Below are 25,295 nucleotides of genomic sequence, written 5' to 3' on the forward strand. Positions count from 1 at the left end.
CGGGGCGGGTGCTCACCGGTCCACGTGGATGAACACGGGAGCGGAGGCCGCGGGCAGGTAGGCGGAGAACTCGGCGGTGGTCCCGCCCTCCCAGCCGCCGTGGATGGCGCGGCCGTTGCCCAGGTAGATGGCCACGTGGGAGCCGCCGAAGCCGTTGGAGGCGTAGTAGATGATGTCGCCGGGCTTGGCCTCGGAGGCCGAGACGGTGTGGCCCAGGCTCAGGTAGTCCTTCGGCCAGCCGTGGAAGTTGATCCCGGCCGCGCGCAGGGAGTTGGTCACCAGCGCGGTGCAGTCCTGGTGCCGGCCCAGCTGGGCGCGGGCGGCCTTCACGACGGCGTCGCGGTTGTAGCTGCCCTCGGAGGCCACCGTGGCGTCATCGGAGGAGGAAGCCGGGGCGGAGGACGCCTGGGCCTGGGCAGAGGTGCCGGTGGAGCGCTGGGTGGAGCCGGTCGCGGTGGTGGTGGAGGCGTTCTGCACCACCGGGGCCGCGGTGTCATCCTGCTGCTTCTGGGCGGTCTGGGCCTGCTCCTGACGCTGCTGCTCGGCCTTCTCCTCCTGAGCCTTCTGCTCGTCGGCCTGGCGCTGCTCGGCTTCGCGCTGCTGCGCAGCCTGCTCCTCGGCCTTCTTCTGCGCGGCCTCGGCCTCGCGGCGGGCGGTCTCCTGGGCGGCCTTCTGCTCGGCCGCGGCCTTCTGCTCGGCGGCGATCTGCTCGTGGGACTTCGGAGCCACGGCCGGGCGGACCAGGCTGGCCGGCACGTAATGCTGGCTCGGGGTGTTCACCGCGTCCAGGGAAGCCACGGGGGTGGCCTGCGCGGTGTTCTGGACCTCGGGGGCGGCGTCGGCGCCCTGGGCGAGGACGATGCCGCCGACCATCAGGCCGGACAGGGTCAGCACGCCGGCGGCGCGGGCGGAGTTCTTGGACAGCAGGGCGGAGGAGGCCATGGGGATCCTTCTGCGGAGGAGGAGCGAGGGAGGGTGAGCCGCGGGCCCGGGCGACGATGCGCGGGCGGCGACTCGATCAGCGGCGAGGGATGGCCGCGGAAGAAGAGATGAGGTGCGAGGGGTGATGCGCGCGAGGCGCCCGGCGGCGTCAGCCGGTCGGGCGCCTCGCGGGATCTAGCGGCGGCCCGGAAGGGCTGCGATCACAGGGCGGTGAAGTAGCCGTCCACGGGCATCATGCCGCCGCCGTCAACGGCGGTGATCTGGGTGCCCTGGCTCGGGTTCAGCGCGGAGATCATCTTGCCATCACCGAGGTAGATGCCCACGTGGGAGTACCCGTTGGTGAAGACGATGTCGCCCGGCTGCGGGGTGGAGGTCTGCTTGACCTCGTTCTTCATCGCCAGGGTGTAGGCGGTCAGGTTGATGCCGGACTGCTTGTACACGTAGGAGACGAAGCCGGAGCAGTCCCAGGCCTTGTAGGACTTGCCGCCCCAGACGTAGGCGCCGCCCTGGCCGGCCTCGGCGTCGGCCACGATCTTGGCGCGCGAGCCGGTGGCCTGGGTGCTGGCGGAGGTGTCCACCGTGTTCTGCGCGGTGTAGGTGTTCTGCCCGGCGTACTGGGTGGAGGACGCGGTGGGCTGGGTGTAGGTGGTGGCCGCGCCGGCGTAGGCGTTGGCGGGGGCCACGGAGCCCAGGACGACGGCGCCGGCGGCGGCGGCGATCCCGGTGTTGCGCAGGGTGTGGGACTGGGTGGCTGCGCGGTGACGAGCGGTGCTCTTTGCCATGGTGTTCTTTTCCTCCCTGGTGCCTGCGAGGTGAGCTGTCGGGTTCGGATGGGAGTCACCCGGCCGTCCGGATGGACGACTTAACCCCGAGGGCTCTTCCGCGTGGGAAGAACCCGTGATTGGGTCCCCCGCCTCTGCCGAAGTCAGTGTTCGTTCTCGGTGCTGATGGACAGCGGCAGAGCTCGGCGCTCCGTCCATCAGGTGCCCGTTTCGACCAGTGCTGGGCACGTCCACGAGAGTACACACACCCGTGACCAAAAGTCACGTTTTGGTCACGACCGGCCGCCGTCGTTCCCGCCGTGAGACCCGGCGAGCGGCTGGGCCGTCGACGACGGACCACGCCCGCGATCCCCGAAAAACCGTGCTGACCAGGAGAAACGCGACCATCGCAAGAAGTCCTCGATCGCCGTGGGAGCGGCCCCGCGGCCGGTCCGAACGAACCTGTGGATTCCCTCACGCAGGGTATCTCACCTCCACAGGGGCGGCTCGCGGACTCGAAACGGCCCGTGCCACGGTGCCGCGGGTCACGCGCGGACCCCGAAGATCACGATTCGGTCACGATGACGGATCGGCCGACGGCGCCGCTTCGTGATCCGCGGCGGGGCTCAGTCCCCCAGGCTCCCGCCGGTCTCCCGCAGGTAGCAGGCGGCGCACAGGGACTCGTAGGACACGCTCGCCCCGTCGATGGCCACCTGCTGGCCGGAGAACACGAACCGCTCCCCGATCCGGCGCCCGTTGAACAGGGCCTTGCGCCCGCACCGGCAGATGGTCTTCAGCTCCTCCAGGGAGTGGGCGACCTCCAGCAGCCGGGCGGAGCCGGTGAAGGCGCGGGTGCGGAAGTCGGTGCGGATGCCGTAGGCCAGCACGGGCACCCCGTCCAGCACCGCGATGCGCAGCAGGTCATCCACCTGGGCGCGGGTGAGGAACTGCGCCTCGTCCACCAGCAGACACGCCACCGGCGGCAGATCCACGGCCAGCATCGAGCCGTCGTCCCGCCCCTGGGCGTGGTGGGCGAATACCGCGCGGGCGTCGTCGTGCGGGCCCAGCAGGAAGCTGACCTCCCGCCGCACCCCGAGCCGGGAGACGATGCTGCCCTCCCCCTTGGTGTCCACCCGGGGCTTGGCCAGCAGGACCCGCTGGCCCCGCTCCTCGTAGTTGAAGGCCGCCTGCAGCAGCGCGGTGGACTTGCCGGAGTTCATCGCGCCGTAGCGGAAGTACAGCTTGGCCACCGGTCCGGGATCAGGCTCCGCGCTTGAGGATCAGGTGGGTGCTCACGGACTCGTCCAGGTCCAGGGAGTGGTCCTGTCCCTCGGCGCGCACCCGCACCGCGCCCTCCACCGGCTGGATGGTCACCACCGCGCCGGGGTGGATCCCGGCCTGGGAGAACTGCTGCAGCAGGTCGATGTCGGTCTGGATGGTCTCCGGCAGGCGCGCCACGGTGAACCGGTCGGTCTCCTCCGCGTCCTGCGCGGCGATGCTCACGGGCACGGTCTTGGGGTCGTTGGCCTCGCTGCTGAGCCCCAGGACCTCCAGGCCGGGGATCGCGTTGCCGTACGGGGAGTACTTGGGGGAGTTCAGCAGCTCGACGAGCCGGCGCTCCACCCGCTCGCTCATCACGTGCTCCCAGCGGCAGGCTTCGTCGTGCACGTGGGCGAAGTCCAGGCCGATGACGTCGGCCAGCAGCCGCTCGGCCAGCCGGTGCTTGCGCATCACGGCCACGGCCTTCTCCCGGCCCTCCTGGGTCAGCGACAGGGAGCGGTCCTTCTCCACGTGGACCAGGCCGTGGCGCTCCATCCGGGCGACGGTCTGGGAGACGGTGGGGCCGGAGTGGTCCAGGCGCTCGGCGATGCGCGCGCGCATCGGGGTGATACCCTCCTCCTCCAGCTCCAGGATGGTGCGGAGATACATCTCCGTGGTGTCGATCAGGTCGGACATGGACGCGAGTGTCCCTTCTGCGCTGCGGACGGGCGGACGGTGTGTGTGATGCGTCCATCCTAAGCGGTCGGCCCTTCGGCCCCGTCCAGCATCCGGCCATCTTTCACCGCGGGAGGACGCCCCCGGGTCCGGCGGGCCACAATGGGGAGGGTCACCGTCGCCCCTCTTCGGCCCCACGGCCGGCCTCGGGGCGCGTCCCCCGAGCGAAGAGAGCCATCGTGACCGCCGAACCGACCCTGCCCCCCGAGATCCTCCCGCGCGACGGACGCTTCGGCGCGGGCCCGTCCAAGGTCCGCCCCGAGCAGGTGCGCGCCGTCGAACGCGCCGGCACCACGTTGCTGGGCACCTCCCACCGGCAGGCCCCGGTGCGCCGGCTGGTGGGGCAGATCCGGGAGGGACTCACCCAGCTGTTCGAGCTGCCCGAGGGACACGAGGTGGTGCTGGGCAACGGCGGGGCCACCGCCTTCTGGGACGCCGCGACCTTCCAGCTGGTCCGCGAGCGGGCCGCGCACCTGAGCTTCGGGGAGTTCGGCGCCAAGTTCGCCCACGCCACCGACGCCGCCCCGCACCTGGGGGCCTCGGAGATCATCACCGCGCAGCCCGGCACCCGCCCGGACCCGCGCCCGGTGGAGGGGGCCGACGTCTATGCCTGGCCGCAGAACGAGACCTCCACGGGAGTCGCCGCCCCCACCCGGCGTCCCGACTTCCTCACCCCGGACCAGCTGCTGCTGATCGACGCGACCTCGGCCGCCGGCGGGATGGCCGCGGAGGTGGCCGGCACGGATGCCTACTACTTCTCCCCGCAGAAGAACTTCGCCTCCGACGGCGGACTGTGGGTGGCCGCGCTGTCCCCCGCGGCACTCGAGCGGATCGAGCGGATCAGCGCCTCCGGGCGCTGGACCCCGGCCTCCCTGGATCTGAGCACCGCGGTGGCCAACTCCCGGAAGAACCAGACCTACAACACCCCGGCGATCGCCACACTGGTGATGCTGGCCGAGCAGATCTCCTGGATCAACGACCAGGGTGGCCTGGCCTGGGCGGCCGCGCGCACCCGGGAGTCCTCGGACCTGGTCTACGCCTGGGCCGAGGCCAGCGAGGTGGCCCGCCCGTTCGTGGCCCGGGAGCAGGACCACTCCACGGTGATCACCACGGTGGACTTCGACGACGCCGTGGACGCCGCCAGGATCGCGGGGATCCTGCGCGCGCACGGCGTCGTGGACGTGGAGCCGTACCGGAAGCTGGGACGCAACCAGCTGCGCATCGCGACGTTCACCGCGATCGAGCCGGCGGATGTGCAGGCGCTGCTGGCCTGCATCGATCGCACCCTCGAGCAGATCCTCTGAAACCCCGCCCGGGATGTGCCCGGGTCACCGCGGTTCCTGGATCTCCAGGGCCGCGGTGATCGGGTGGGTGGCCGGGCCCAGCTCCGGCTCCTCCTCGTCGCGCTCCACACGCCAGAAGCCGCGCCTGGAGCGGTCGAAGGTCAGGTGCAGCTCCTGCGAGCGCCAGTACCAGACCAGGCCCACCAGGGCCGTCAGCAGCCCGGCCACCACGGCCACGCCCAGGCCCCAGCGGGCGCCCAGGACGTCGTTGACCAGGCCCACCAGCGGCGCCCCGATGGGCGTGCCGCCGAGGAACACGGCCATGTAGATGCTCAGCACCCGTCCGCGCATCGAGGGGCGGGTGGTGACCTGCACGTAGGCGTTGGCCGAGGTGATGAAGGTCAGCGCGGCCAGGCCCATCGGCACCAGCACCACCGCGAAGACGATGACGTTCGGGGCCAGCGCCCCCGCCAGGCAGGTCAGCCCGAAGGCCCCGGCGGAGCCGAAGATGAAGCGCAGCCGAGGCCGGTCCCGGCGGGCGGCCATGAGCGTTCCGGTCACGGAGCCGATGGCCATCGTGGAGGAGAGGAAGCCAAACTGGTCCGCCCCGTAGCCGAACTCGCTGGTGGCCATCGCGGCGATGTTGATCGCTGAGTTCATCCCGAAGGTGCCCACCAGGAACGCCCCCACGATCACCGCGAGGATGTCCGGGCGGCGGCGGATGTAGGCCAGGCCCTCGCGCATCCGGGTGTCCTCCCGGGAGACCCGGGGCATGGGCCGCAGCCGGGCGACGTCGATGCGCGCGATCGCGAGGATCATCGCCAGAAACGTCACCGTGTTGATCAGGAACACCCAGCCGGGCCCGACCGCGGCCACCAGCACCCCGGCCACGGCCGGACCGAGCATGCGCGCGACGTTGAAGGAGGTGGAGTTCAGCGCGACCGCGTTGGGCAGGTCCCGGTCCGGGACGAGGTTGGAGACGAAGGTCTGGCGCACCGGGGTGTCCAGGGCGGTGACCACCCCCAGGGCCAGGGCGAAGATGTAGACGTGCCACATCTGGGCGTGGCCGGAGAGCACCAGCAGCCCCAGGCCCAGCCCCAGCAGGGCCTGAGCCCCCTGGGTCCAGAACAGCACGCGACGCCGGTCCAGGCGGTCCGCCAGCACCCCGGCGTAGGGGGCGAGGAACAGCTGGGGCACGAACTGCAGGGCCGTGACGATGCCCATGGCGGTGGAGTCCTCGTGGGACAGGGAGTTGAACACCAGCCAGTCCTGGCCGATGCGCTGCATCCAGGTGCCCACGTTGGACACCAGCGCCCCGGCGAACCAGATGCGGTAGTTGCGCACGCGCAGGGAGCGGAAGGTGCCTCCGCCGGCGCTCTCGGCTGTGGTGGTGCTCGTCTGCCCTCACCTCTCCTCTCGACCCGGGTCCGCGGACCCGGGATGGCTCACCGCCCGGCGGTCTGGGTCTCGGTGCTGTGCTGCTGGGAGGTCGCCTCGGCGGCGCCCGCCTCGGTCCGGCGGCCCTGCTCGGAGCCCTCACCATCGGCGGCGTCCTGCGCGGGGGTCTCCTGCTCGTCGGCCGACTGCTCGGTCGACTCGGCGCCGTCCTGCGCGGCGCCGCCCTGAGCGGCGGTCCCCTGATCGGCCTTGCGCTGCGCTGCCAGCTCCTCGGGGCGCACCCGCTCGGACCAGGGCACCCACTCCGGGGAGAGCAGGGCATCGGGTCCGGGCAGCAGGCCCACCTCGCACACGGTCGCGGTCTTGGACCGCGGGGCCCGGGAGAGCGTGGCGAACCAGCTCCAGCCGCGGTAGCCCTTCAGCGTGCACTCGAACAGGTGGGTGGAGAGACGATCCTCCTCCCCGCGCACCTCGTGGCCCTCGCCGAGGGTCGAGGCGTCGGTGATCTCCAGGATCCCGGCGCGGGCGGTGTCCACGGCGGCGGCCAGCACCTCATCGGGGGTGGAGCGGCGCCGACGCCGGGGCTTGGCGGCATCGCCCAGCAGCGGCTGGGCCTCGGGTGTCTGTGTGCTCTCCTGCGCGTCGGTGCGCTCGGCCATCGGGCTCACGCGTCCAGCTCGTCGGCGACGGTGCGCAGGATCGAGGCGGTCTTGCGCCCGACCGCGCGATCCGGGTAGCGGCCGCGCCGCAGGGTGTTGGAGACCCCGTCCAGCAGCTTGATCAGGTCCTCGGTGATCACCGCCATCTCCTCGGCGGGCTTGCGGTGGTTCTTGACCGAGGAGGGCATCCGATCCAGGACGCGCGCGGACAGCGCCTGGGCGCCGCGGCGACCCTCGGCGATGCCGAACTCCAGGCGGGTCCCGGCGCGCACCTTCGCTCCGGTGGGCAGGGCGGAGGCCGGCAGGAAGACCTCCTGGCCGTCCTCGGCGGCCACGAACCCGAAGCCCTTCTGCTCGTCGTACCACTTCACTTTTCCGGTGGGCATGGTCTGCTTCCTTCGCTGCATCGGTGTCGGGGCGCGGGGAGGCCCCGAGGCGCTCCCCGGCGGGGGCGCGACGGCGCGTCGGGTTCCCCGGCGCCGTCCGGGCGGGGCGCGCCGCCGCCCTCGACCGGTGCATCCTCGCGGGTCCCTTCGGCGGGACCGGCGGACCGGGCGGCGTGCGGCGCGAAACGTCAGTATCGGTGTCGATCATACAGGGCGGCAGGGTCCCCGTCCCGGGCGTTCGCCGTGGGCCGGGGCGCGCGCCGCACGGTACCGTGGTGCCCATGACCCGCTCCGCCTCACCGCAGCCCGCCGCCTCCGCCGACCCCGACCGCCGGGAGGAGACCGACTCGCGCGCCCTCGCGGTGACCGCCGCGGCCGGCGGGATCCTCGGGGTGCTGGCGGCCCTGGTCGGCGTCGGGATGCTGGTGGCCAAGGCCTTCGGCGCCCACCCGTGGCCTGTCATCAGCCAGATCCCGCTGCTGATGCTGCCCGTGGCGTTCCTGCTGCTGATGGCCGCGCTGGTCCTGGCCGTGCGGCGTCGTCGTCGGGTCTGACAGCGCCCGGAACCCGCCCGAGCCGCTCGCAGCGGATATCCGAGAGACGCTCAGGAATCCCCCAGGGACCTGCGGGACACTGACCAGCGTGAAGAAGACACAGCCTGAAGCCAAACTCCTGGTCGTCGACGACGAGCCCAACATCCTCGAGCTGCTGGCGACCTCCCTGCGCTTCGCCGGATTCGAGGTGGTCACCGCCTCCAACGGACGCGAGGCCCTGGACAAGGCCACCGCGGAGACACCGGACCTGGCGGTGCTGGACGTGATGCTCCCCGACATGGACGGCTTCACCGTGACCCGCCGGATCCGCGCGACCGGGCTGGTGTTCCCGATCCTCTTCCTCACCGCCAAGGACGACACCGAGGACAAGGTCACCGGCCTGACCGTCGGCGGGGACGACTACGTGACCAAGCCGTTCAGCCTGGACGAGGTCGTGGCCCGCATCCGCGCGGTGCTGCGGCGCACCCAGGCGCTGGAGGAGGAGGACTCCCGGCTGCGCGTGGAGGACCTGGTCCTGGACGACGACGCCCACGAGGTCTTCCGCGGGGACCGGGAGATCGACCTGTCCCCCACCGAGTTCAAGCTGCTGCGCTACCTCATGCTCAACCCCAACCGGGTGCTGTCCAAGGCGCAGATCTTGGACCACGTGTGGGAGTACGACTTCAACGGGGATGCCTCCATCGTGGAGTCCTACATCTCCTACCTGCGCCGGAAGATCGACAACGACAAGACCCAGCCGGCCCTGATCCACACCAAGCGCGGCGTGGGCTATCTGCTGCGCACCTCCAAGCACTAGCCTTCCGTGTCCGCCGTCACCGATCGGGTCCGCAACTCCCGGCTGGGGGCGCTGTCCCTGCGCACCCAGCTGGTCATGCTGACCGGGCTGCTGCTGGTCCTGGCCATCGCGGTGATGGGCCTGGTGTCCATCTCCGCGCTGCGCGCGCAGCTGGTCTCCCAGATGGATTCGGACATGTCCGCCAACGCCTCCTCCCTGGCCCGCTCCCTGGGTCAGCGCAGCGGCGGAGAGGACTCCGCGCAGGATTCGCAGTACGCCGCCTACCTGCTGGATGCCGACGGCAACGTGGTGGACTCCGCGAACACCTCCCACCTGGACTCCACCCCCGTGCTCACGGGCTGGACCCACGACACCGTGGACCGCTTCTCCGGCCAGGGCTTCACCGTGCCCGGGGTGGGCGGGGGCACGCAGTGGCGGATCAAGCCCTTCTCCCTGTCCGGCACGGACAAGTCCATGATCGTCGCCTCCCCCCTGAACCGGGTGGAGCAGACCGTGGCGCTGGTGGGCATGCTGACCCTGGCCTTCGGGTTGGCGACGCTGCTGGCCGCCATCGCCCTGGGGTGGGTGCTGGTCACCCGCGCCTTCGAGCCGCTGGCCCGGGTGGAGCGCACCGCCGCGCGGATCGCCGCCGGGGACCTGTCCCAGCGCATCGAGCGGTACAACCCGCGCACCGAGCTGGGGCGGCTGTCCATGTCCCTGAACGTGATGCTGACCCGCATCGAGGAGGCCTTCGACGCCCGCAAGCGCTCGGAGGTGAAGATGCGCCGATTCGTCGGGGACGCCTCCCACGAGCTGCGCACGCCCCTCGTCACGATCCGCGGGTACTCGGAGCTGTACCGGCACGGCGCGCTGCAGAGCGAGGAGGACATCGCCAAGGCGATGAGCCGGATCGAGGCGGAATCCGTGCGGATGGGCCGTCTCGTGGAGGACCTGCTGATGCTGGCCCGCCTGGACGAGAACCGCCCGGGCGAGTCCCAGCGGGTGGATCTGATGGAGCTGGCCCAGGACGCCGCGGACGACGCCGAGGCCAGCGCCCCGGACCGGGTGGTGCGGGTGGTGGGCCTGGAGGACGGTCCGGCCCTGCCCGCCCCGGTCTTCGGCGACGAGGCCCGGCTGCGCCAGGTCCTGGCGAACCTCGTGACCAACGCGATCCGCTACACCCCGGCGGGCAGCCCGATCGAGCTGGCGGTGGGCGTGCAGCCCGGCATCGACGGCGGCTTCGTCTCGGTGCTGAAGGTCGTGGACCACGGCCCCGGCATCGAGGGCGAGGAGGCGGAGAAGGTCTTCCAGCGCTTCTACCGGGCGGACACCTCCCGGACCCGGGAGACGGGCGGGACGGGGCTGGGCCTGGCCATCGTCGCGGCGATCGTGGACCAGCACCACGGCACGGTACGGGTCGAGCAGACCCCGGGCGGCGGGGCGAGCATGGTCGTGCGCATCCCGCAGTTGCGCACCGACGCCGACGGCGCCGCCCTGGATCCCCATTCGGGGGAGATCAGGGAATGATCGCGGGGTTCTCCACAGAACCCCGGTGCTGCGGGGTCCGAAGCGGTTCGGGGATGAGCCTGTCGGCCTAGTCTCCTGGGCATGGGCACGCCGATCGGCGGCTCACCGCCCGCCCCGCGGAACCTCCGCCGGGCGCCGTTCGAAGGAGACCATCATGGCCCGTTTCGTCGTCGATTCCGAGATCATCGCCGCCAAGACCGCCGAAGCCCGCAGCTTCATGGAGCGCATCACCTCCGAGGTCAATGGGATGACCGCCTCGCTGCAGGATCTGCAGGGCTCCTGGACCGGCTCCGCGTCGGTGAACTTCCAGGAGGTGCTCACCCACTGGCGGGCCACCCAGGCGCAGGTGGAGCAGTCCATCGGCGAGATCAACACGGCCCTGTCCCACGCCGGGGTCAACTACGCGGACACGGAGGCCGCCAACGCGGCGATGTTCATCGGCTGATCCGGACGGGCGCTGCCCTCGGGCGCGCCGGGCACGGGTGCTCCGGCTCGGGGCAGACTCATCCGAGTTCGGGGTCCCGGGCTCCCGCTGCCTCGCGCGGGCACCGGCCCCGCCTGCCGGGTCGGGTCAGTCCTCGGGGGTGTCCTGGCGCAGCAGCAGCCGCCAGCCGGGGCCCTCCTGCTCTGCCCCGGCCCGGGTCCACAGGCTGGAGCGCAGCAGGGGGCCCCGGCGCCCGGCGGCCCGACTGATCAGCAGCACGGAGTCCGGGTCCGGGCGCAGGGCGCGCAGCGGCTCCGGGTCGGTGTCCTGGGCGAAGGCCTGCTGCGGGTAGCGCAGCGCGGTCTCGCGATCCGCGACCCGTCCCCGCCGGGTCACCCAGGTCAGGTCGGGATGCAGGTGCAGCCCCAGGGCCCGCGGATCCTCGTGCAACTGCGGCCGGCCCAGGGCCGCCTCGATGCCCCGGACGACGTCGAGATCGTCGGCGGGGGTGGTCCCTGCCTCGGCCGCCCCGGGGCCAGCGACGGTGCCAGCGGCCACATCAGCTGCGTCCCCGCCGGCAGCGGCGGTGTCGGTCGAGGCGTCGGCGCGGGTTTCCTGCGACCGGGTGAGTCCGCTCCCCGGCGTCGCGGAGGCATCCCGTGCCGAGGCCGCCTCCTGCGAGGCGGGCGCGCCCGCCCGGGCGCGGTCTCCGGAGGGGAAGCCGGGGCCGCGCTCGGGTTCGCGCCCGCGCTGGTAGGCGGTGGCCGCGGCCCGGGCGCGGGCATCGGCGGCTTCGTTCAGCCCGTGCCCGGCGTGGCCCTTGACCCACTCGAACTCGCAGCGCCGACCCTGCATCGCGGCGTCGAGGGCCTCGAGCAGGTCCCGGTTCAGCACCGGCTTGCGGTCCTTCTTCCGCCACCCGTTGCGCTTCCACCCGGGCATCCACCGGGTGATGCAGTTGATCGCGTACTGGCTGTCGCACAGAATGCGCAGCGGGCGCCCCGGCTGATCCGCGGTGGCCTCCAGCAGGGCCAGCACGGCCTTGAGCTCGCCCATGTTGTTGGTCCCGTGCGGCCAGCCCCCGGCCTCCCAGGTGTCCTCATCCACGTACCAGGCCCACCCGGCCGGTCCGGGGTTGCCCAGGGCGGAGCCGTCCGCGGCGGCCACCAGCGGCCGCCCCTCCCCGGCGGTCTCGGCAGCGGATGCGGAACGGGTGGGGGAAGCCTCGGGGGTCATGGGTCCGGATTCTACCGACTCCTACCGCACCGGGCGGGCCCGGGCATCCAGCCCCAGGGCGGCCAGGAACGTGGAGAGCTTGGTCCCGGTCTCCGCGTGCTCGCCGTCGGGGGTGGAGCCCTCCACGATGCCGGCCCCGGCGAACAGCACGGCCCGGCGCGCGCCCACCCGGGCGCTGCGCAGGTTCAGGGCCCACTCGCCGTCGCCGTCCGGGCCGCACCAGCCCACCAGCCCGCCGAAGAAGCCGCGGCGGTGCGGCTCCAGCTCCTCGATCATCCGCAGGGCGGTGTCCCGCGGGCTGCCGCAGATCGCCGGGGTCGGGTGGATGGCCCGGGCCGCATCCAGCGCGGTGACGCCGGGCTTCAGCCGCCCCGTGATCCGGGTGCCCAGGTGCCACAGCTGCGGGGTGGCCAACAGGGAGGGGGCGGCCGGCACGTCCAGCTCCTCGCACAGCGGATCCAGGCGGCGGGCGATGTCCTGGATCACGGTCGCGTGTTCGCCCCGATCCTTGGGCGAGCGCATCAGCTGCTCCCCGATCTGCACGTCCTCCGTGGCGTCGCGGGCCCCGGCGCGGCTGGCCGAGCCGGCCAGCGGGTGCGTGGTGCACACCCCGTCCCGCACGGACATGACCAGCTCGGGGCTGGCGCCCAGGTGCCACGGGGTCTCGGCCTCCTGGCCCTCCCCCGCCCGGGGGTCGCGACAGGCGAAGACGTAAGCCCGGGGGTGCTGGGCGAGCAGGTTGCGATGCACGGCGGCCGGATCCAGTGGGGCCGCGGCGTCGTAGTCCAGCCGCAGCAGCCGGGACAGGACGATCTTCTCCAGCTGCCCGTCGTGCAGGCGGGCGACGGCGGCGGCCACCACCTCCCGGAAGGCGGGGCTGTCCAGCCCGTGCACCGCGCGGGGAGCGGGCAGGGCGGCGGCCTGTGCCGTCGGCTCTGGGTCCCCCGGACGGGAGTCCTGCGCGGGGGTGCGCTCCCAGCGGCGCGGCACCAGCAGCAGGGGCTCTTGTACGGGATGGAAGGGCAGCAGCCCCGCCACGGCGGTGCCGTGCTCGGCGGCCGCGGCCAGCGCCTGCGCCTCGGGCAACCCGGTCAGCGGGTCCTCCCCGCGCACCCGCCCCCAGGGGGTGCTCATGCAGAAGGCGGGCAGGGTGGGGCTCATGGGATCCTCCGATCCGGTGGTGGAGAAGTGTGCGGGCTCGAGGCCGGGCATCAGAAGGTCGCTCCGCCGTCGACCACCACGTCCTGCAGGCTCACGTGCCGGGCCCGCTCGGAGACGAGGAAGCGGGCCACCTCGGCGATATCCGCGGGCTCGGCGATGCGGCCCAGGGGGATGCCGAGGCGGAAGTCCTCGGGACTGCCGGCCACGGGCACGGCGCTGCGGTCCTCGCCGTCCCAGCCGGAGGTGACCATGGGGGTGCGGGTGGTGCCGGGGCTGACCGCGTTGCAGCGGATGCCGTGGCGGGCCAGCTGCAGGCCGAAGCTGCGGGTCACCGACGTCGCGGCGGCCTTGGAGGCCCCGTAGGCCCCGAACTCGGTGCGCGGCACGCGCCCGGCGTTGGAGCTGATGGTCACGATCCCGCGTCGGTTGCCCGGGTCCTGCGCACGCTGCCGGATCATCAGGCCCGCGCTCTCACGCAGCACGAGGAACACCGCCCGGGCGTTGACGGCCAGGATCTCGTCCCACTCCCGCACGGAGGTCTCCAGCAGCGGGGCGGCGTGCACGATGCCGGCGGCGTGGACCGCCCCGGTCAGCTGCTGCCCGGACTCCTCGATCCCGCGCAGCAGGTCAACGACGTCGCGCTCGGCGGAGACGTCCAGGACGGCCGGGGTGATGCGCTCGGGGTCGGGCCAGCCCTGCGGATCCGGCATGACCCGGTCCGCGGCCCACACGTGGTGCCCGTCCTCGGCCAGCAGCCTGACCACCTGGCTGCCGATCCCGCCGGCGGCTCCGGTGACGAGGACCGCGCTCATCGGCTGACCCCCTGGCCCTGCTCATCTTGGGCATCCTGCCAGGAGGCCAGGATCTCGGCCGTGTCCTGCACGCGGGCGCAGCGGCCGGCGGCGTAGTCCAGGGCCCGCACGTGGTCCTCGCGGGTGAAGTCCGCGAGCGCGTCGGCGACGAGGAAGGCCTGGACGTCCAGCATGAAGGCGTCCAGGGCGGTGGCCAGGCACCCGATGTGCGCGTACACCCCGGTGATCACCAGCTGGTCCCGGCCCCGGGCCAGCAGCTGCTCGCGCAGGGTCGAGCGCATGAACGCGGAGTAGCGCCACTTGGGCAGGATGATGTCCCCCTCGGCGGGGGCGAGCTCGTCGATGATCCGCGCCTGGGCGTCGGTGCTCAGCCCGGTCCCCCAGAAGTCGGTGAGCAGGGCCCGGTCGGCCAGGTCCTGCCGCGGCGGCTGAGCGGTGTAGACGATGGGGATCCCCGCCTTGCGGGCGGTCTCCAGCAGAGCGGCGATGCGGCCCACCGCCACGTCGATCTGCGCCGCGCCGACCGGGGCCGCCTCGCCCTGCGCCGAGCCCTCGCCGGCCTCGCCCTCCGCGCCGTCCTCCCCGCTCTGGAAGGCGTCGATGAAGTAGCTCTGCATGTCGTGGACCAGCAGGGCGCTGCGGGTGGGGTCCGCGGTCCAGTCGACGGCGGCGGCGGGCCGATCCTGCGGCAGGGTGTAGGCGGGGATGGTGGGTAGGGGCATGGGGCTCCTTCGTGTCTCGGGGCCCCGACGCGGAGCCCTCCCCAACGTAGTCACACCTAACTTCCTGGTCAATGCCGGGTCACCTGCGGCTGAGCAGGACCATGGTCTCGGCGTGATCGGTCTGCGGGAACATGTCGAACAGCCGCGCCCGCCGCACGCTCAGGGACGGCATCGCCGACAGGTCCCGGACCAGGCTCGGGGCGTGGCAGCTGGAGTAGATCACGGTGGGGATGCCGGACCCCTCGATCCAGGCGGCCAGCTCCGGCCCCAGGCCCCGGCGCGGCGGGTTGACCACCAGCGCCTCCGGGGCCCGGCGTCCGGCGCCCGCCGCGATGCCGGTGGCGATGCCCGTCGCGTCCCCCGCGGTGAAGCGCACCCGTTCCAGCCCGAGGTCCGCGGCCGTGGTCCGCGCCGCGGCGACCGCCTGCTCGCTGATCTCCAGGCCCAGCACCCGCGCCCCGGGAACCCGGCGCGCGGCGTGCAGGGCGAAGCCGCCGACGCCGCAGTACAGGTCCCAGAGGCCGCCCGCCCCGGAGTCGGCGAACCAGTCCGCGCCCTGGCGGTACAGCGCCGCGGCGATGTGCGAGTTGGTCTGGAAGAAGCCCTGGGGCCGCAGGGCCAGGGGGATGCCGTTCAGGCGCATCGGCAGGGTGGCCTGCTCGGTCAGGGTGATCTCCTCGGGGCCCTCCAGGATGGCCTGGTGCTCCCGCTGGATGTTCACGGAGACCACGCGAGCGGCGGGCAGCAGCTCCAGGATGCGGGGCAGGCCCCGCTTGAGGGGCACGAGGTGCTTCTTGGAGCGCAGGACGAAGCGCAGCAGCAGCTCACCGTCCGGGGAGATGGTCAGCAGCAGGTGCTTCAGCTCCCCGCGGCGGGCCGGGACGTCGTAGGGGGTCAGCCCGAACTCGCCGATGATCCGGCGCAGGGCGGGCATCGCGGCCAGCAGCTGCGGCGGGTACAGGCCGCAGCCGGTGAGATCGATGCCGTATCCCTCCCGGTCCAGGATGCCCAGCAGCGGGCGCTCGACGGTGCCGCTGACGACCATCTTGGCCTTGTTGCGGAACCCGGATTCCGGGCTGGGCACCGGCTCCAGCCACGCCTCGGGCCGGTGCGGGGCCAGCAGCTGCCGCAGCCGCTCCTGCTTGTCGGCCAGCTGCGCCGGATACGGCTCGTTCATGCGGGTGCAGGAGCGGCAGAGTCCGGCGTCGTAGTAGTCGCAGTGCATGGCGTGGTCGAGTCTACTGTCCACGTCAGGAACGCGGACGCGACCGGGCCCCGCCCGACCCCTCCCGCGTGGGGAGGGGACGAGCGGGGCCCGGAAGCGACGCGCGGTGCGCGGGTGGCTACATCATGCCGCCCATGCCGCCCATCCCGTCCATGCCGGCGGCGGCGTCGGCACCGGAGTTCTTCTCCGGCTTGTCCGCGACGACGGCCTCGGTGGTCAGGAACAGGCCCGCGATGGACGCGGCGTTCTGCAGGGCGGAGCGGGTGACCTTGACCGGGTCGTTGATGCCCGCGGCCATCAGGTCCTCGTACTCGCCGGTGGCGGCGTTGAGCCCGTGGCCGGGCTCCAGGTGGCGGACCTTGTCCGCGACCACGCCCGGCTCCAGCCCGGCGTTGGCGGCGATCTGCTTCAGCGGGGCGTCCACAGCGACCTTGACGATGTTCGCGCCGGTCTCCTCGTCCCCGGTAACCTTCAGGGTCTCGAAGGCCTTGACCCCGGCCTGGATCAGGGCGACGCCGCCGCCGGCGACGATGCCCTCCTCCACCGCGGCCTTGGCGTTGCGCACGGCGTCCTCGATGCGGTGCTTGCGCTCCTTCAGCTCGACCTCGGTGGCGGCACCGGCCTTGAGCACGGCCACGCCGCCGGCCAGCTTCGCCAGGCGCTCCTGCAGCTTCTCGCGGTCGTAGTCGGAGTCGGTGTTGGCGATCTCGGCGCGGATCTGGGAGACCCGGCCCTCGATCTGCTCCTGGGCGCCGGCACCGTCCACGATGGTGGTCTCGTCCTTGGTCACGACGACCTTGCGGGCCTGGCCGAGCTCGTTGAGGGTCGCGGTCTCCAGGGAGAGCCCGACCTCCTCGGTGATGACCTGGCCGCCGGTGAGGATCGCGATGTCGGCCAGCTGGGCCTTGCGGCGGTCGCCGAAGCCGGGGGCCTTCACAGCCACGGACTTGATGGACCCGCGCATCTTGTTCAGCACCAGCAGGGCCAGGGCCTCGCCCTCGACGTCCTCGGCGATGATCAGCAGCGGCTTGCCGGACTGCATGACCTTCTCCAGCACGGGGACGAGGTCCTTCACGTTGGAGATCTTGGAGTTGACGATGAGGATGTAGGGATCCTCGAGCACGGCCTCCTGGCGGTCCGCGTCGGTGACGAAGTAGCCGGAGAGGAAGCCCTTGTCGAAGCGCATGCCCTCGGTCAGCTCCAGCTCGAGGCCGAAGGTGTTGGACTCCTCGACGGTGATGACGCCTTCCTTGCCGACCTTCTCCATCGCCTGGGCGATGAGCTTGCCGATCTCCGGGTCACCGGCGGAGATGGAGGCGGTCGCGGCGATCTGCTCCTCGGTCTCGATCTCCTTGGCGGAGCCCAGCAGCTCGGCGGTCACGGCCTCCACGGCCTTCTCGATGCCGCGCTTCAGGGACAGCGGATCGGCACCGGCGGCCACGTTGCGCAGTCCCTCGCGCACCAGAGCCTGGGCGAGGACGGTCGCGGTGGTGGTGCCGTCACCGGCGATGTCGTCGGTCTTCTTGGCGACCTCCTTGACCAGCTCGGCGCCGATCTTCTCGTAGGCGTCCTCGAGCTCGATCTCCTTGGCGATGGACACGCCGTCGTTGGTGATCGTGGGAGCGCCCCACTTCTTCTCGAGCACGACGTTGCGCCCGCGCGGCCCCAGGGTGACCTTGACGGCGTCCGCCAGGGTGTTCAGGCCCTTCTCGAGCCCGCGGCGAGCCTCTTCATCGAAAGCAATCAGTTTGGCCATGTCGGCGTGCGTCCCTCCTGGACGATGGTTCGGGGAGTTCCTCCACCGCGGCGCCCGCGACGGCCGCGCCCGTGATCGGGTCCGGCGCTTCCGCGCCGTGTCCCGCCCCGAGCGCTCACCGCGGTGAGGGAGGTGTCCGCATCCCCTCCGGCGCCGATCACGACGTCGCCTCGCCTCGGTCGGCGAGCGCCGCGACTTAGCAGTCGGACGGGATGAGTGCTAACCCCAATCTTGGCACTCGCCCCCGGAGAGTGCAAACGTCTCGCCGCCGGACTCCGCCCTGGGCGGACGCCGCGGCGACACCCCCCCCCGACAGGCGGTCCCGCAGAGGCCCGCGGGCCGACTCAGCCGTGGGTCAGCACGACGGTGACCTGTGCGCTCCACTCCTCGGAGGCGCGCACCGTGGAGAGGCCCAGGTCCAGGGCGACCCGACGGGCCTGCGCCTCGGCCCCGCTGCGGTAGTAGACGGTGCCCTCCTGCACGGCGGGTCCGCTCCAGTTGCCGACCTCGCTGACGGTCCAGCCCTGCGCGGTCAGGGTCTGGGCCGCGACACCGGCGGCCCCGGCGTCCTGCCCGCTGTTGTACACCCCGACCGTGATCTCCGGATCCGCGGAGGGGTCGGCGCTGGCCTGCGCCGCCGCGCTCTCCTGCTCGGTCGCGGAGGCCTGGGCGACGGAGGAGGCGCTGGCCGAGGCCACCGGTTCGCTCTGGGTTGATTCGCTCTGGGCCTCGGGCGCCGCGGAGCGCGGCTGGTAGATGAACATCAGGGCCCCGAGCACCAGGGCCAGGGCTCCGGCGAGGATCACCGCGCCGGTGGTGCGCCGGGAGACCGCCTTGGCGGGCGCGGCGGCGCGATACACCCCTCGGTGCGCGGAGTCGGCCGGCACCTCGTCGAAATCGTCGGGGGCGTACTCCTCGGTCTCGGCCATGCTGTCCTCACGCTGATCGGGTCGGGGCTGGGCACCGCGCGGGGAGGCGATGCGGCTCATGGAGCCAGGGTACCGCCCGGATCCCGCTGCTCCCTCAATCGCCGGGTCAGGGCCGGTTCGGCGGCGATGGCCCGGGGGTCGTCCAGCAGGGCGTTGAGCCGCAGGTGGTACTCGACCGCGCCCATGCCCAGCTCGCGGCGGATGGCCCGCTCCTTAGAGCCGGGACGGCGCCAGGTGCGCTTCTCCAAGGCCAGCACGGCGCGTTCGGTCTCGGTCAGGGGCTGCACGGTGAGCCAGTCTAGTCGCGCCGCCCGGTAGCCTGGTGGGGTGCGCGGCGGCCGTCCGCGCCGCCGCTGTCCGACGTCTCCATCCGCAGGAGGACCATGCCCCCCCAACCGCTGACCGAGATCATGGCCGAGGACTGGGCGCGGGCCCTGGCCCCGGTGGAGGAGCGCATCCGCGCCATGGGTGACTTCCTGCGCACGGAGCACGCCCAGGGGCACCGCACGCTGCCGCCGTCCCAGGACGTGTTCCGCGCCTTCCGGGAGCCGATGGCGGCGGTGCGGGTGCTGATCATCGGGCAGGACCCGTACCCGACGCCCGGGCACGCGATGGGCCTGTCCTTCTCGGTGCGTCCCGAGGTGCGTCCCCTGCCCCGCTCCCTGGTGAACATCTACCGGGAGCTCGGCGAGGACCTGGGGCTGCCCGCACCGCGGCACGGGGACCTGTCGGCCTGGTCCCGCCAGGGCGTCATGCTGATGAACCGGTGCCTGTCCGTGCGCGCCGGGGACGCCGGCTCGCACCGGAACCGAGGCTGGGAGGAGATCACAGACTGCGCGATCCGGGCCCTGGGTTCTCGCGACACCCCGCTGGTGGCGATCCTGTGGGGTCGGGATGCCCGCAGCGCCGGGGCGCAGCTGGGGCCGCAGGTGCCGAAGATCGAATCCGTGCACCCCTCCCCGCTGTCCGCCTCCCGCGGCTTCTTCGGGTCCCGGCCCTTCAGCCGAGCCAACGAGGCCCTGCAGAAGCAGGGCGCGCAGCCGGTGGACTGGCGCCTGCCGGGCTGACCCGCCCCCCGTCGTCGCGGGCTCTCCCCGTCACTGCCATCAGCCGCGGGGAGGGGCGGGCTCAGGTCGTCGCGGGTCTCTCCCGGCGCATGAACGGGCGCATGAGGTAGTTGCCCAGCACGACGGCCGCAGCCAGCGAGAGGATGGTCGCCCCGGCGTTGATGATCGGCACGAGACCCTGCACCGGGTCCACATCCACCGTGAACATGTACATGCCGCGGAAGATGGACAGACCCGGCAGCAGGAACGTCACCCCGGGCACCGCGATGACCACCTGCGGGATCGTCCACCGATCCGCGATCCACGCGGAGACGCAGCCCACCCCCACCGCACCGATCATCGAGATCATGCGCGGGCCCATCCCCAGGGAGGACACGGCGTAGTAGGCCGCCAGACCCGCCGCACCGCTGAGCACGCCCGGGACGATGTGCCGGACCCTCACCTGCAGGGACACCGCGATCATCGCCGTGGCGGCCAGCATGAAGGACACGTGCACGGCCGGCTGGGCGCCGGTGAACACGGCCTGCTGCACGTCGATCTTCTGCGATCCGAAGAACAGGGACGTGGTCGAGATCGCCAGCGCCAGGCCCGCGATCAGGCCCAGGAAGGTCAGCCCCGTGGACACCAGTCGGCCCGCGGCCGTCACCGGGAACCCGTTGATCGCGTCCTGGACCATGGAGACCAGACTCAGGGTGGGCAGCAGCATGATCAGCCCGGAGGCGACGACGTGCGCCGGGGAGACGTCCAGCCCCAGACCGGAGGCTGTCAGCGCGGCCGCCGTGATCATCGCCGCATCCACCACGGAGATGAAGAACCCGGGGATGCCGCGGCGGGAGATCCAGCCCGAGACGATGAAGATCACGCCGAACGTCGCCGAGGCCAAGGTGGCCCCCCGCCACGTGCCGCCGATGCCGATGGTCAGGAAGAACGCCGCGAGGATGTTCGCGGCCGTCGTCATCCAGCGGGGGAAGGGCTTGGGCTCGGACATGATCCTGTCCAGGCGCCGCTCCGCCTCCGCGCGGGAGAGCCCGCCTTCGGTGATGGTCTTGACCAGCCGGTGCGTGTCGGTCAGCCCGGAGTAGTTGTCCGACCACGAGCGCACCACCCGCACCACGGTGTGGCTGAACGTGCCCTCAGCGTCGTCCTGGGCGACGCTGCTCAGGCGCCCCGAACCGGCCACGTAGTTGATGGTCACGGACTGGTTGGTGATGTCCACGTCCACGTCCTCGACGCCGTAGGTGGCGCAGGTCGCGGCGATCGCGGTCTCCACCTCGAGGGAGCCGGCGCCGAAGTGGAACATGGCCTCGGCCAGGCGCAGCGCGAAGTTCAGGGTCCGGCGGGCCTCGGAGTGCTCCCGATTGCGCCGCGGATTGGCGAAGGGGGTGTTGGCCAGGCGCTGCACGATGCGCATGGGCGCCGTCGGGAGGCTCTCGGACCGGATCATGCGCCGCAGCCCGCTGGCCAGGGAGCGGGGGGCGGGGCGCTTGACGGGCAGCGCGGTGGCAGAGGGGTAGCTGGCCTGGGCGACCGCGCCCATCGGCGGGGTGCCCGCATCCGGCGTTCCCGGACTCCGGACGCCGGCGGCCGGGGAGCCGGTGGGCTGGGGGACCCCCGCGGACTGGGTCCCGGTGGCGCCCAGCGGCGTCGAGGTCTGGTCCGGGCCCAGAGGCTGGGAGTCGCTGTAGAGGTCCCGCGGCACGTCCCGGGCGGCGCTGAGCATGCCGCCGACACCGGGCCCGCCCGCGGAGCCGGCGGTGTCCGCCCCCGGTCCAGGGCCGATCGGTCCGGTGCCCGCGTGCCCCTCTCCGAGAGCATCCGAGGCCGCGTCCGGCCCGGAGACCGTCCCCTGCTCACCGGACTCCGGGGCCAGCCCCCAGATGTCGGCCAGCGACTGATCGCGGACCTGGGAGCGGTGGATGTGCGGGAAGCCCTGGGCCGGGTCCGTGCCGGACTGCGCCCCCGGCACGGACGACGGCGCCGTCTGCGTCGCGGGAGCCGCGGGAGCGGGGTCGGTGTCCGCGGCGGAGAAGGGATCGGCGAGGTCCTGAGCGTCGGCATCCGGGCCGAAGGGGTCCACGGGAGCCGCGGTCTCCTCCTCCGGCAGCCCGGAGGAGGGGTACGCGCCCTTCGGCGGCGTCCCGTCGTCCTGCACCTCGCGCATCCTCTCTCCTTCTCCGCGCACGCTCGGCTCCACCCCGCACTCACGTCTCCCGGGGTCCCCCGGAAGCGGGGATCAGTAGAAGGGCTGCTGGGTGCGCCGCCACCAGATCTGGCGCATGACCTTCTCCACGATGCGCACCCACAGCCGGTACTGGACCGGGCGCAGCACCTGGTCCCACACGCCCACGTAGTCGATGACGGACTTGGTGAAGCTGGTCTTGAACAGGCCCAGACCGTAGTAGTGGTGCTCCTTGTTCTTCAGCTGGTCCTTCGGCGGGGTCCCGCAGAAGTCGTACTGCTCGATGCCGTAGTCCTTCATCAGGTCGGTCAGCGCCCGCCACTGCACCAGATGGGAGTCCCCGTACTGCTTGCGGCGGGGCTTGGAGCCGCCGTCCTTGTAGGTTCCCTTGCGGCCGTAGCGGATCACGTACGCGCCGACGGAGGGCTGGCCGTCCTCGTAGGTGAAGTACAGCCGGCCCTGGCCGGCCGCGGCGAAGGTCGTCCAGAACTGGCGGTAGTACTCGTAGGAGCGCAGGTTCACGTTCGCGTGCCCCTGCCCGACGGTGTCCATGAGGGCGTACATCGCCTTCATGTTCTCCTCGGTCAACTCCACCTGCTCCACCTCGGCGCCCTCGCGGATCGCCCGGCGCACGGCGTTGCGCCCGCGGGAGTGCAGGGACTTCAGCACGGCCTCCTCGTCCTTGTCCGTGTCCAGCACGGCCGTGGAGTCGTTGGGCTGGATGTTGAACTGCTTGACCAGACCGGCCCGGTGCAGGAAGGCCGCCCGCTCCGGGGAGTCCAGGATGTCCGGCTCGATCTTGATCGCGAAGACGTCCAGGCCCTCGCGGCGCACGAACTCGCGGTTGGCGTCCAGGATCGCGGGGATGTCCCGCACGTCGGCCACGTCCGGGCCCTTGATCATGTACCAGAGCCGTCCCAGCAGGGGCACCCGCTTCTCCAGCACGAGGTTGTAGCTGGCCACGGTCTGCTCGACGGCGCCGCCGTCGGCCCCGGGGCGCTCGGTGGTGCCTTCATAGACCAGGTGCACGGGCTTCCATCCGTGCCGGGCCTTGACGGCGGCGAAGGAGGCCGACTGCAGCAGGTTGCCGCCGTTCGGGTTCTCGGTGACGTGCTCGTCCCAGGAGTCGATCTCCTCGGCGGTGGCGAAGCGGGCGGTGAAGTGTCTCAAGGAGTCCTCGGTATCCACGGGTGGCGGGCGGCTCGACGGCGGTGCAGGCCGGTCGGCGCCCTGGGTCTTCGGTGTCCCAGTCTACGGGGGCGCCCGAGGCCGGTGCGCGCACCCCTCGGGGCGTGCGCGGGAGTCGACCCGGGCGCGGCAGAGGCCCGGGGCGCGCCACCTACGAGGGGTGCGTCCCGGGCCTCTGGGGTGCGCCGGTGGGTTACTCGGCGTCGTGGTCCGTCTCGAGGATCTTCACGAGGCTGTCCAGGGCCTCGTCGGCGCCCTCGCCCTCGGCGCGCAGCACGACCTTGTCGCCGTGCTTGGCGCCCAGGGACATCAGGGACAGGATCGACGAGGCGTCCATGGCCTCATCGGCCGGCTCGCCCTCGGCGGCGATGGTGACCTCGACGGGCAGGTCACCGGCGGCCTCGGCGAAGATCGCGGCGGGGCGGGCGTGCAGGCCCACGCGGGAGGCGACGGTAGCGGTACGTTCTGCCATGGTTTCTCTCCTTGGATCGATCAGGAATCGACGGTTGCTCGCGGACCCGCCACGGCGGGTGCGCGATGTGTCACGGACCTACAGTCCGAGCTCATCGAGGACGGGCAGCTCGGCCCGCGCCACGTCCTTGGCGTTCTCCGCGGACCGCGCATCCAGCACCTGGACCGCGATCTGCTGGGCTTTCTCCAGCGTAACGGATTTCAGCACGGCGGCGACGGCGGGGATCGAGCGGGTGTTCATGGACAGGGCGTTCACGCCCAAGCCCACCAGCACCACCGCGAGCGCCGGATCCGCGGCGGCCTCGCCGCACACGGACACGCTCTTGGCCTTCCCGGTCTCCTCCTCGGCCTGGCGAGCGCCGCGCACGGTCAGATCGATCATGCGCAGCACGCCGGGCTGCCACGGATTGTTCAGCTCGGCCAGGGGCCCGAGCAGCCGGTCCGCGGCCATCGTGTACTGGGTGAGGTCGTTGGTGCCCATGGACACGAAGTCCACCTCGTGGAGGATGTCCCGGGAGGTCACCGCGGCCGAGGGGGTCTCGACCATGACGCCGTGGGTCTTCAGCCCGGCCTCCTCAAGCATCGCCGAGAAGTCGTGGGCCTCAGGGGCCGTGGAGATCATCGGGGCCATGACCCACACGTCGGCGGTGGAGTCCTTCGCGGCGGCGGCGATCGCCTCGATCTGGCGCTGCAGCACCCCCGGGGAGGTCCAGTCGGTGCGGTACCCGCGCACGCCCAGCGCCGGGTTGGGCTCGGAGGTGTCGGTCAGGAACGGCAGCGGCTTGTCGGCCCCGGCGTCCAGGGTGCGCACCACGATGTGGCGGCCGGGGAAGGCGTCGAAGACGGCCTTGTACTCGACGGTCTGCTCCTCCACGGAGGGCTCCTCGTCCCGGTTCAGGAATGCGAACTCGGTGCGGAACAGCCCGATGCCCTCGGCCTTGGCCTCGGCCGCGGTCTGGGCGGCCTTGCCGTTGCCGACGTTGGAGTACAGGGGGATCTGGGTGCCGTCGGCCAGCTTCCCGGTGCCGTCGAACTCCGGCAGCGGCTTGCGGTTGGCGTAGGCCTGGGCGAGCCGGTGCTCCTTCTCCCCAGGGGTGGTCACCACGGTGCCGTCGGTGGCGTCCACGTACACGGTGGTGCCGTTGGGGATCTCCAGGGCGCCGTTGGTCGCCACGATCGCGGGCAGACCGAGGTCGCGGGCGAGGATCGCGGTGTGCGCCTGGGGCCCGCCCTCGGAGGTGACCAGGGCGATGACCTTGGCCGGGTCCAGCGTCGCGGTGTCCGCGGGGGCGAGGTCCTCGGCCACGAGCACGAACTCGGTCTCGGACTCGGGGATGCCCGGGGCGGGCTGGCCGGTCAGCTGGGCGACGATGCGCGAGCGCACGTCCAGGATGTCGGTGACACGCTGGGCCATGTATCCGCCGAGGGCCTTCATCTGGGCGGCGTAGTCTCCGGCGGCCTCCCAGATGGCCCGCTCGGGGCTGAGCCCCTTGCCGGTCACGAGCTTGCCCGCGTTCTTCAGCAGCGCCTTGTCCCCGGCCATCAGGGCGGTGGACTTCAGCACGGCCGCGGCGTTGCCGCTGGCGCGTCCGGCGCGTTCCTTGAGGTTCTCCTTGACGGCCTCGGCGGCCTCCTTGAGCCGCTCGACGGCGGCTTCGGGGCTCTCCCCTTCGGTCAGGGTGCTCGCGGCATCCGGCTCGCGGATGGGTTCCGGCATCTGCAGCACGGGTCCGATGACGCGTCCTGCGGAGACGCCGACTCCGGTCAGCTTATCCATGATTCCTCAGTCCTTCGGTGTTGTCGGTGGCGTCGTCGAGGTCTTCGGCGATCTCTGGGATGTCGCTC

25 protein-coding genes and 1 riboswitch are annotated in these 25,295 nt (G+C 72.2%); of the genes, 6 read left to right on the forward strand and 19 right to left on the reverse strand.

What is annotated here, in order from left to right; genetic code table 11:
• Positions 1 to 12: 12 nt before the first annotated feature.
• The 4 genes from NQ707_RS09305 to NQ707_RS09320 form a co-directional block, all read right to left on the reverse strand.
• The gene (locus NQ707_RS09305) at positions 13 to 942 is read right to left on the reverse strand and encodes an NlpC/P60 family protein (RefSeq protein ID WP_404435570.1); all 930 of its coding nucleotides are present in this window, start codon (positions 940 to 942) and stop codon (positions 13 to 15) included.
• A gap of 200 nt (positions 943 to 1,142) precedes the next feature.
• A complete protein-coding gene (locus NQ707_RS09310; RefSeq protein ID WP_055684263.1) occupies positions 1,143 to 1,724 on the reverse strand; it encodes a C40 family peptidase in 582 nt (193 codons plus the stop codon).
• Positions 1,725 to 1,729: 5 nt separating this feature from the next.
• Positions 1,730 to 1,883, reverse strand: a riboswitch (cyclic di-AMP (ydaO/yuaA leader).
• A 446-nt stretch (positions 1,884 to 2,329) separates the two neighbouring features.
• Positions 2,330 to 2,953, reverse strand: coding sequence for a thymidine kinase (locus NQ707_RS09315; protein WP_055684262.1), 624 nt, complete (start codon positions 2,951 to 2,953; stop codon positions 2,330 to 2,332).
• Positions 2,954 to 2,963: 10 nt separating this feature from the next.
• Entirely contained in the window at positions 2,964 to 3,659 is a 696-nt protein-coding gene (locus NQ707_RS09320; RefSeq protein WP_055684261.1) for a metal-dependent transcriptional regulator, read from the reverse strand.
• 218 nt (positions 3,660 to 3,877) lie between these two features.
• Here NQ707_RS09320 and serC point away from each other — a divergent pair, with 218 nt between their 5' ends.
• Positions 3,878 to 5,002, forward strand: a complete 1,125-nt coding sequence (gene serC / locus NQ707_RS09325; RefSeq protein ID WP_404435573.1) for a phosphoserine transaminase — start codon at positions 3,878 to 3,880, stop codon at positions 5,000 to 5,002.
• A 24-nt stretch (positions 5,003 to 5,026) separates the two neighbouring features.
• Here serC and NQ707_RS09330 read toward each other — a convergent pair whose 3' ends face one another.
• The 3 genes from NQ707_RS09330 to NQ707_RS09340 form a co-directional block, all read right to left on the reverse strand.
• The gene (locus NQ707_RS09330; protein ID WP_064724910.1) at positions 5,027 to 6,325 is read right to left on the reverse strand and encodes an MFS transporter; all 1,299 of its coding nucleotides are present in this window, start codon (positions 6,323 to 6,325) and stop codon (positions 5,027 to 5,029) included.
• A 101-nt stretch (positions 6,326 to 6,426) separates the two neighbouring features.
• Positions 6,427 to 7,038, reverse strand: coding sequence for a DUF3027 domain-containing protein (locus NQ707_RS09335; RefSeq protein WP_081101674.1), 612 nt, complete (start codon positions 7,036 to 7,038; stop codon positions 6,427 to 6,429).
• Between the two features lie 5 nt (positions 7,039 to 7,043).
• On the reverse strand, positions 7,044 to 7,424 hold the full coding sequence (locus NQ707_RS09340) for a cold-shock protein (protein ID WP_058730420.1): 381 nt from the start codon (positions 7,422 to 7,424) through the stop codon (positions 7,044 to 7,046).
• A 281-nt stretch (positions 7,425 to 7,705) separates the two neighbouring features.
• Here NQ707_RS09340 and NQ707_RS09345 point away from each other — a divergent pair, with 281 nt between their 5' ends.
• From NQ707_RS09345 to NQ707_RS09360, 4 genes are all read left to right on the forward strand, one after another.
• Positions 7,706 to 7,978 (forward strand): hypothetical protein, encoded by a 273-nt coding sequence (locus NQ707_RS09345; protein WP_081046051.1) that lies wholly within the window; start codon positions 7,706 to 7,708, stop codon positions 7,976 to 7,978.
• A gap of 88 nt (positions 7,979 to 8,066) precedes the next feature.
• Positions 8,067 to 8,774: a response regulator transcription factor gene (locus tag NQ707_RS09350; protein ID WP_055684257.1), complete on the forward strand. Its 708-nt coding sequence runs from the start codon at positions 8,067 to 8,069 to the stop codon at positions 8,772 to 8,774.
• Positions 8,775 to 8,849: 75 nt separating this feature from the next.
• Complete coding sequence (locus NQ707_RS09355; protein WP_129357891.1) at positions 8,850 to 10,280, forward strand: HAMP domain-containing sensor histidine kinase; 1,431 nt, start codon at positions 8,850 to 8,852, stop codon at positions 10,278 to 10,280.
• Positions 10,281 to 10,434: 154 nt separating this feature from the next.
• Entirely contained in the window at positions 10,435 to 10,725 is a 291-nt protein-coding gene (locus NQ707_RS09360; RefSeq protein WP_100465045.1) for a WXG100 family type VII secretion target, read from the forward strand.
• Positions 10,726 to 10,851: 126 nt separating this feature from the next.
• Here the strand turns inward: NQ707_RS09360 and NQ707_RS09365 are convergent, their stop codons facing one another.
• The 8 genes from NQ707_RS09365 to NQ707_RS09400 form a co-directional block, all read right to left on the reverse strand.
• Positions 10,852 to 11,940: a ribonuclease HI family protein gene (locus tag NQ707_RS09365; RefSeq protein ID WP_100465047.1), complete on the reverse strand. Its 1,089-nt coding sequence runs from the start codon at positions 11,938 to 11,940 to the stop codon at positions 10,852 to 10,854.
• A 21-nt stretch (positions 11,941 to 11,961) separates the two neighbouring features.
• A complete protein-coding gene (locus NQ707_RS09370; protein ID WP_100465077.1) occupies positions 11,962 to 13,101 on the reverse strand; it encodes an isochorismate synthase MenF in 1,140 nt (379 codons plus the stop codon).
• A gap of 50 nt (positions 13,102 to 13,151) precedes the next feature.
• Complete coding sequence (locus NQ707_RS09375; RefSeq protein WP_100465048.1) at positions 13,152 to 13,913, reverse strand: SDR family oxidoreductase; 762 nt, start codon at positions 13,911 to 13,913, stop codon at positions 13,152 to 13,154.
• On the reverse strand, positions 13,910 to 14,635 hold the full coding sequence (locus NQ707_RS09380; RefSeq protein ID WP_100465051.1) for an isochorismatase family protein: 726 nt from the start codon (positions 14,633 to 14,635) through the stop codon (positions 13,910 to 13,912). Before NQ707_RS09380 ends, NQ707_RS09375 begins: the two co-directional genes overlap by 4 nt.
• Before the next feature lie 79 nt (positions 14,636 to 14,714).
• The gene (gene rlmC / locus NQ707_RS09385; protein ID WP_404435575.1) at positions 14,715 to 15,860 is read right to left on the reverse strand and encodes a 23S rRNA (uracil(747)-C(5))-methyltransferase RlmC; all 1,146 of its coding nucleotides are present in this window, start codon (positions 15,858 to 15,860) and stop codon (positions 14,715 to 14,717) included.
• A 118-nt stretch (positions 15,861 to 15,978) separates the two neighbouring features.
• Positions 15,979 to 17,616: a chaperonin GroEL gene (gene groL, locus NQ707_RS09390; RefSeq protein WP_058730426.1), complete on the reverse strand. Its 1,638-nt coding sequence runs from the start codon at positions 17,614 to 17,616 to the stop codon at positions 15,979 to 15,981.
• Between the two features lie 344 nt (positions 17,617 to 17,960).
• Entirely contained in the window at positions 17,961 to 18,545 is a 585-nt protein-coding gene (locus NQ707_RS09395) for a LytR C-terminal domain-containing protein (protein WP_055684250.1), read from the reverse strand.
• A gap of 56 nt (positions 18,546 to 18,601) precedes the next feature.
• On the reverse strand, positions 18,602 to 18,832 hold the full coding sequence (locus NQ707_RS09400; protein ID WP_055684413.1) for a DUF3263 domain-containing protein: 231 nt from the start codon (positions 18,830 to 18,832) through the stop codon (positions 18,602 to 18,604).
• Positions 18,833 to 18,928: 96 nt separating this feature from the next.
• Between NQ707_RS09400 and NQ707_RS09405 the strand changes: the two genes are divergently transcribed.
• A complete protein-coding gene (locus tag NQ707_RS09405; RefSeq protein WP_129357803.1) occupies positions 18,929 to 19,612 on the forward strand; it encodes a uracil-DNA glycosylase in 684 nt (227 codons plus the stop codon).
• Positions 19,613 to 19,673: 61 nt separating this feature from the next.
• Here NQ707_RS09405 and NQ707_RS09410 read toward each other — a convergent pair whose 3' ends face one another.
• The 4 genes from NQ707_RS09410 to ptsP all read right to left on the reverse strand — a co-directional run bounded on the left by NQ707_RS09410 (position 19,674) and on the right by ptsP (position 25,227).
• Positions 19,674 to 21,773 (reverse strand): threonine/serine exporter ThrE family protein, encoded by a 2,100-nt coding sequence (locus NQ707_RS09410; RefSeq protein ID WP_129357802.1) that lies wholly within the window; start codon positions 21,771 to 21,773, stop codon positions 19,674 to 19,676.
• 72 nt (positions 21,774 to 21,845) lie between these two features.
• Positions 21,846 to 22,961 carry a peptidoglycan bridge formation glycyltransferase FemA/FemB family protein gene (locus NQ707_RS09415; RefSeq protein ID WP_055684248.1) on the reverse strand — a complete coding sequence of 372 codons (1,116 nt, stop codon included), beginning with the start codon at positions 22,959 to 22,961 and terminating at the stop codon, positions 21,846 to 21,848.
• A gap of 211 nt (positions 22,962 to 23,172) precedes the next feature.
• On the reverse strand, positions 23,173 to 23,451 hold the full coding sequence (locus NQ707_RS09420; RefSeq protein WP_055684247.1) for an HPr family phosphocarrier protein: 279 nt from the start codon (positions 23,449 to 23,451) through the stop codon (positions 23,173 to 23,175).
• 78 nt (positions 23,452 to 23,529) lie between these two features.
• Complete coding sequence (gene ptsP, locus NQ707_RS09425) at positions 23,530 to 25,227, reverse strand: phosphoenolpyruvate--protein phosphotransferase (RefSeq protein WP_100465063.1); 1,698 nt, start codon at positions 25,225 to 25,227, stop codon at positions 23,530 to 23,532.
• Positions 25,228 to 25,295 lie beyond the last annotated feature (68 nt).

The organism is Rothia sp. BD8 (assembly GCF_044878465.1).
Classification (GTDB): domain Bacteria; phylum Actinomycetota; class Actinomycetes; order Actinomycetales; family Micrococcaceae; genus Rothia; species Rothia kristinae.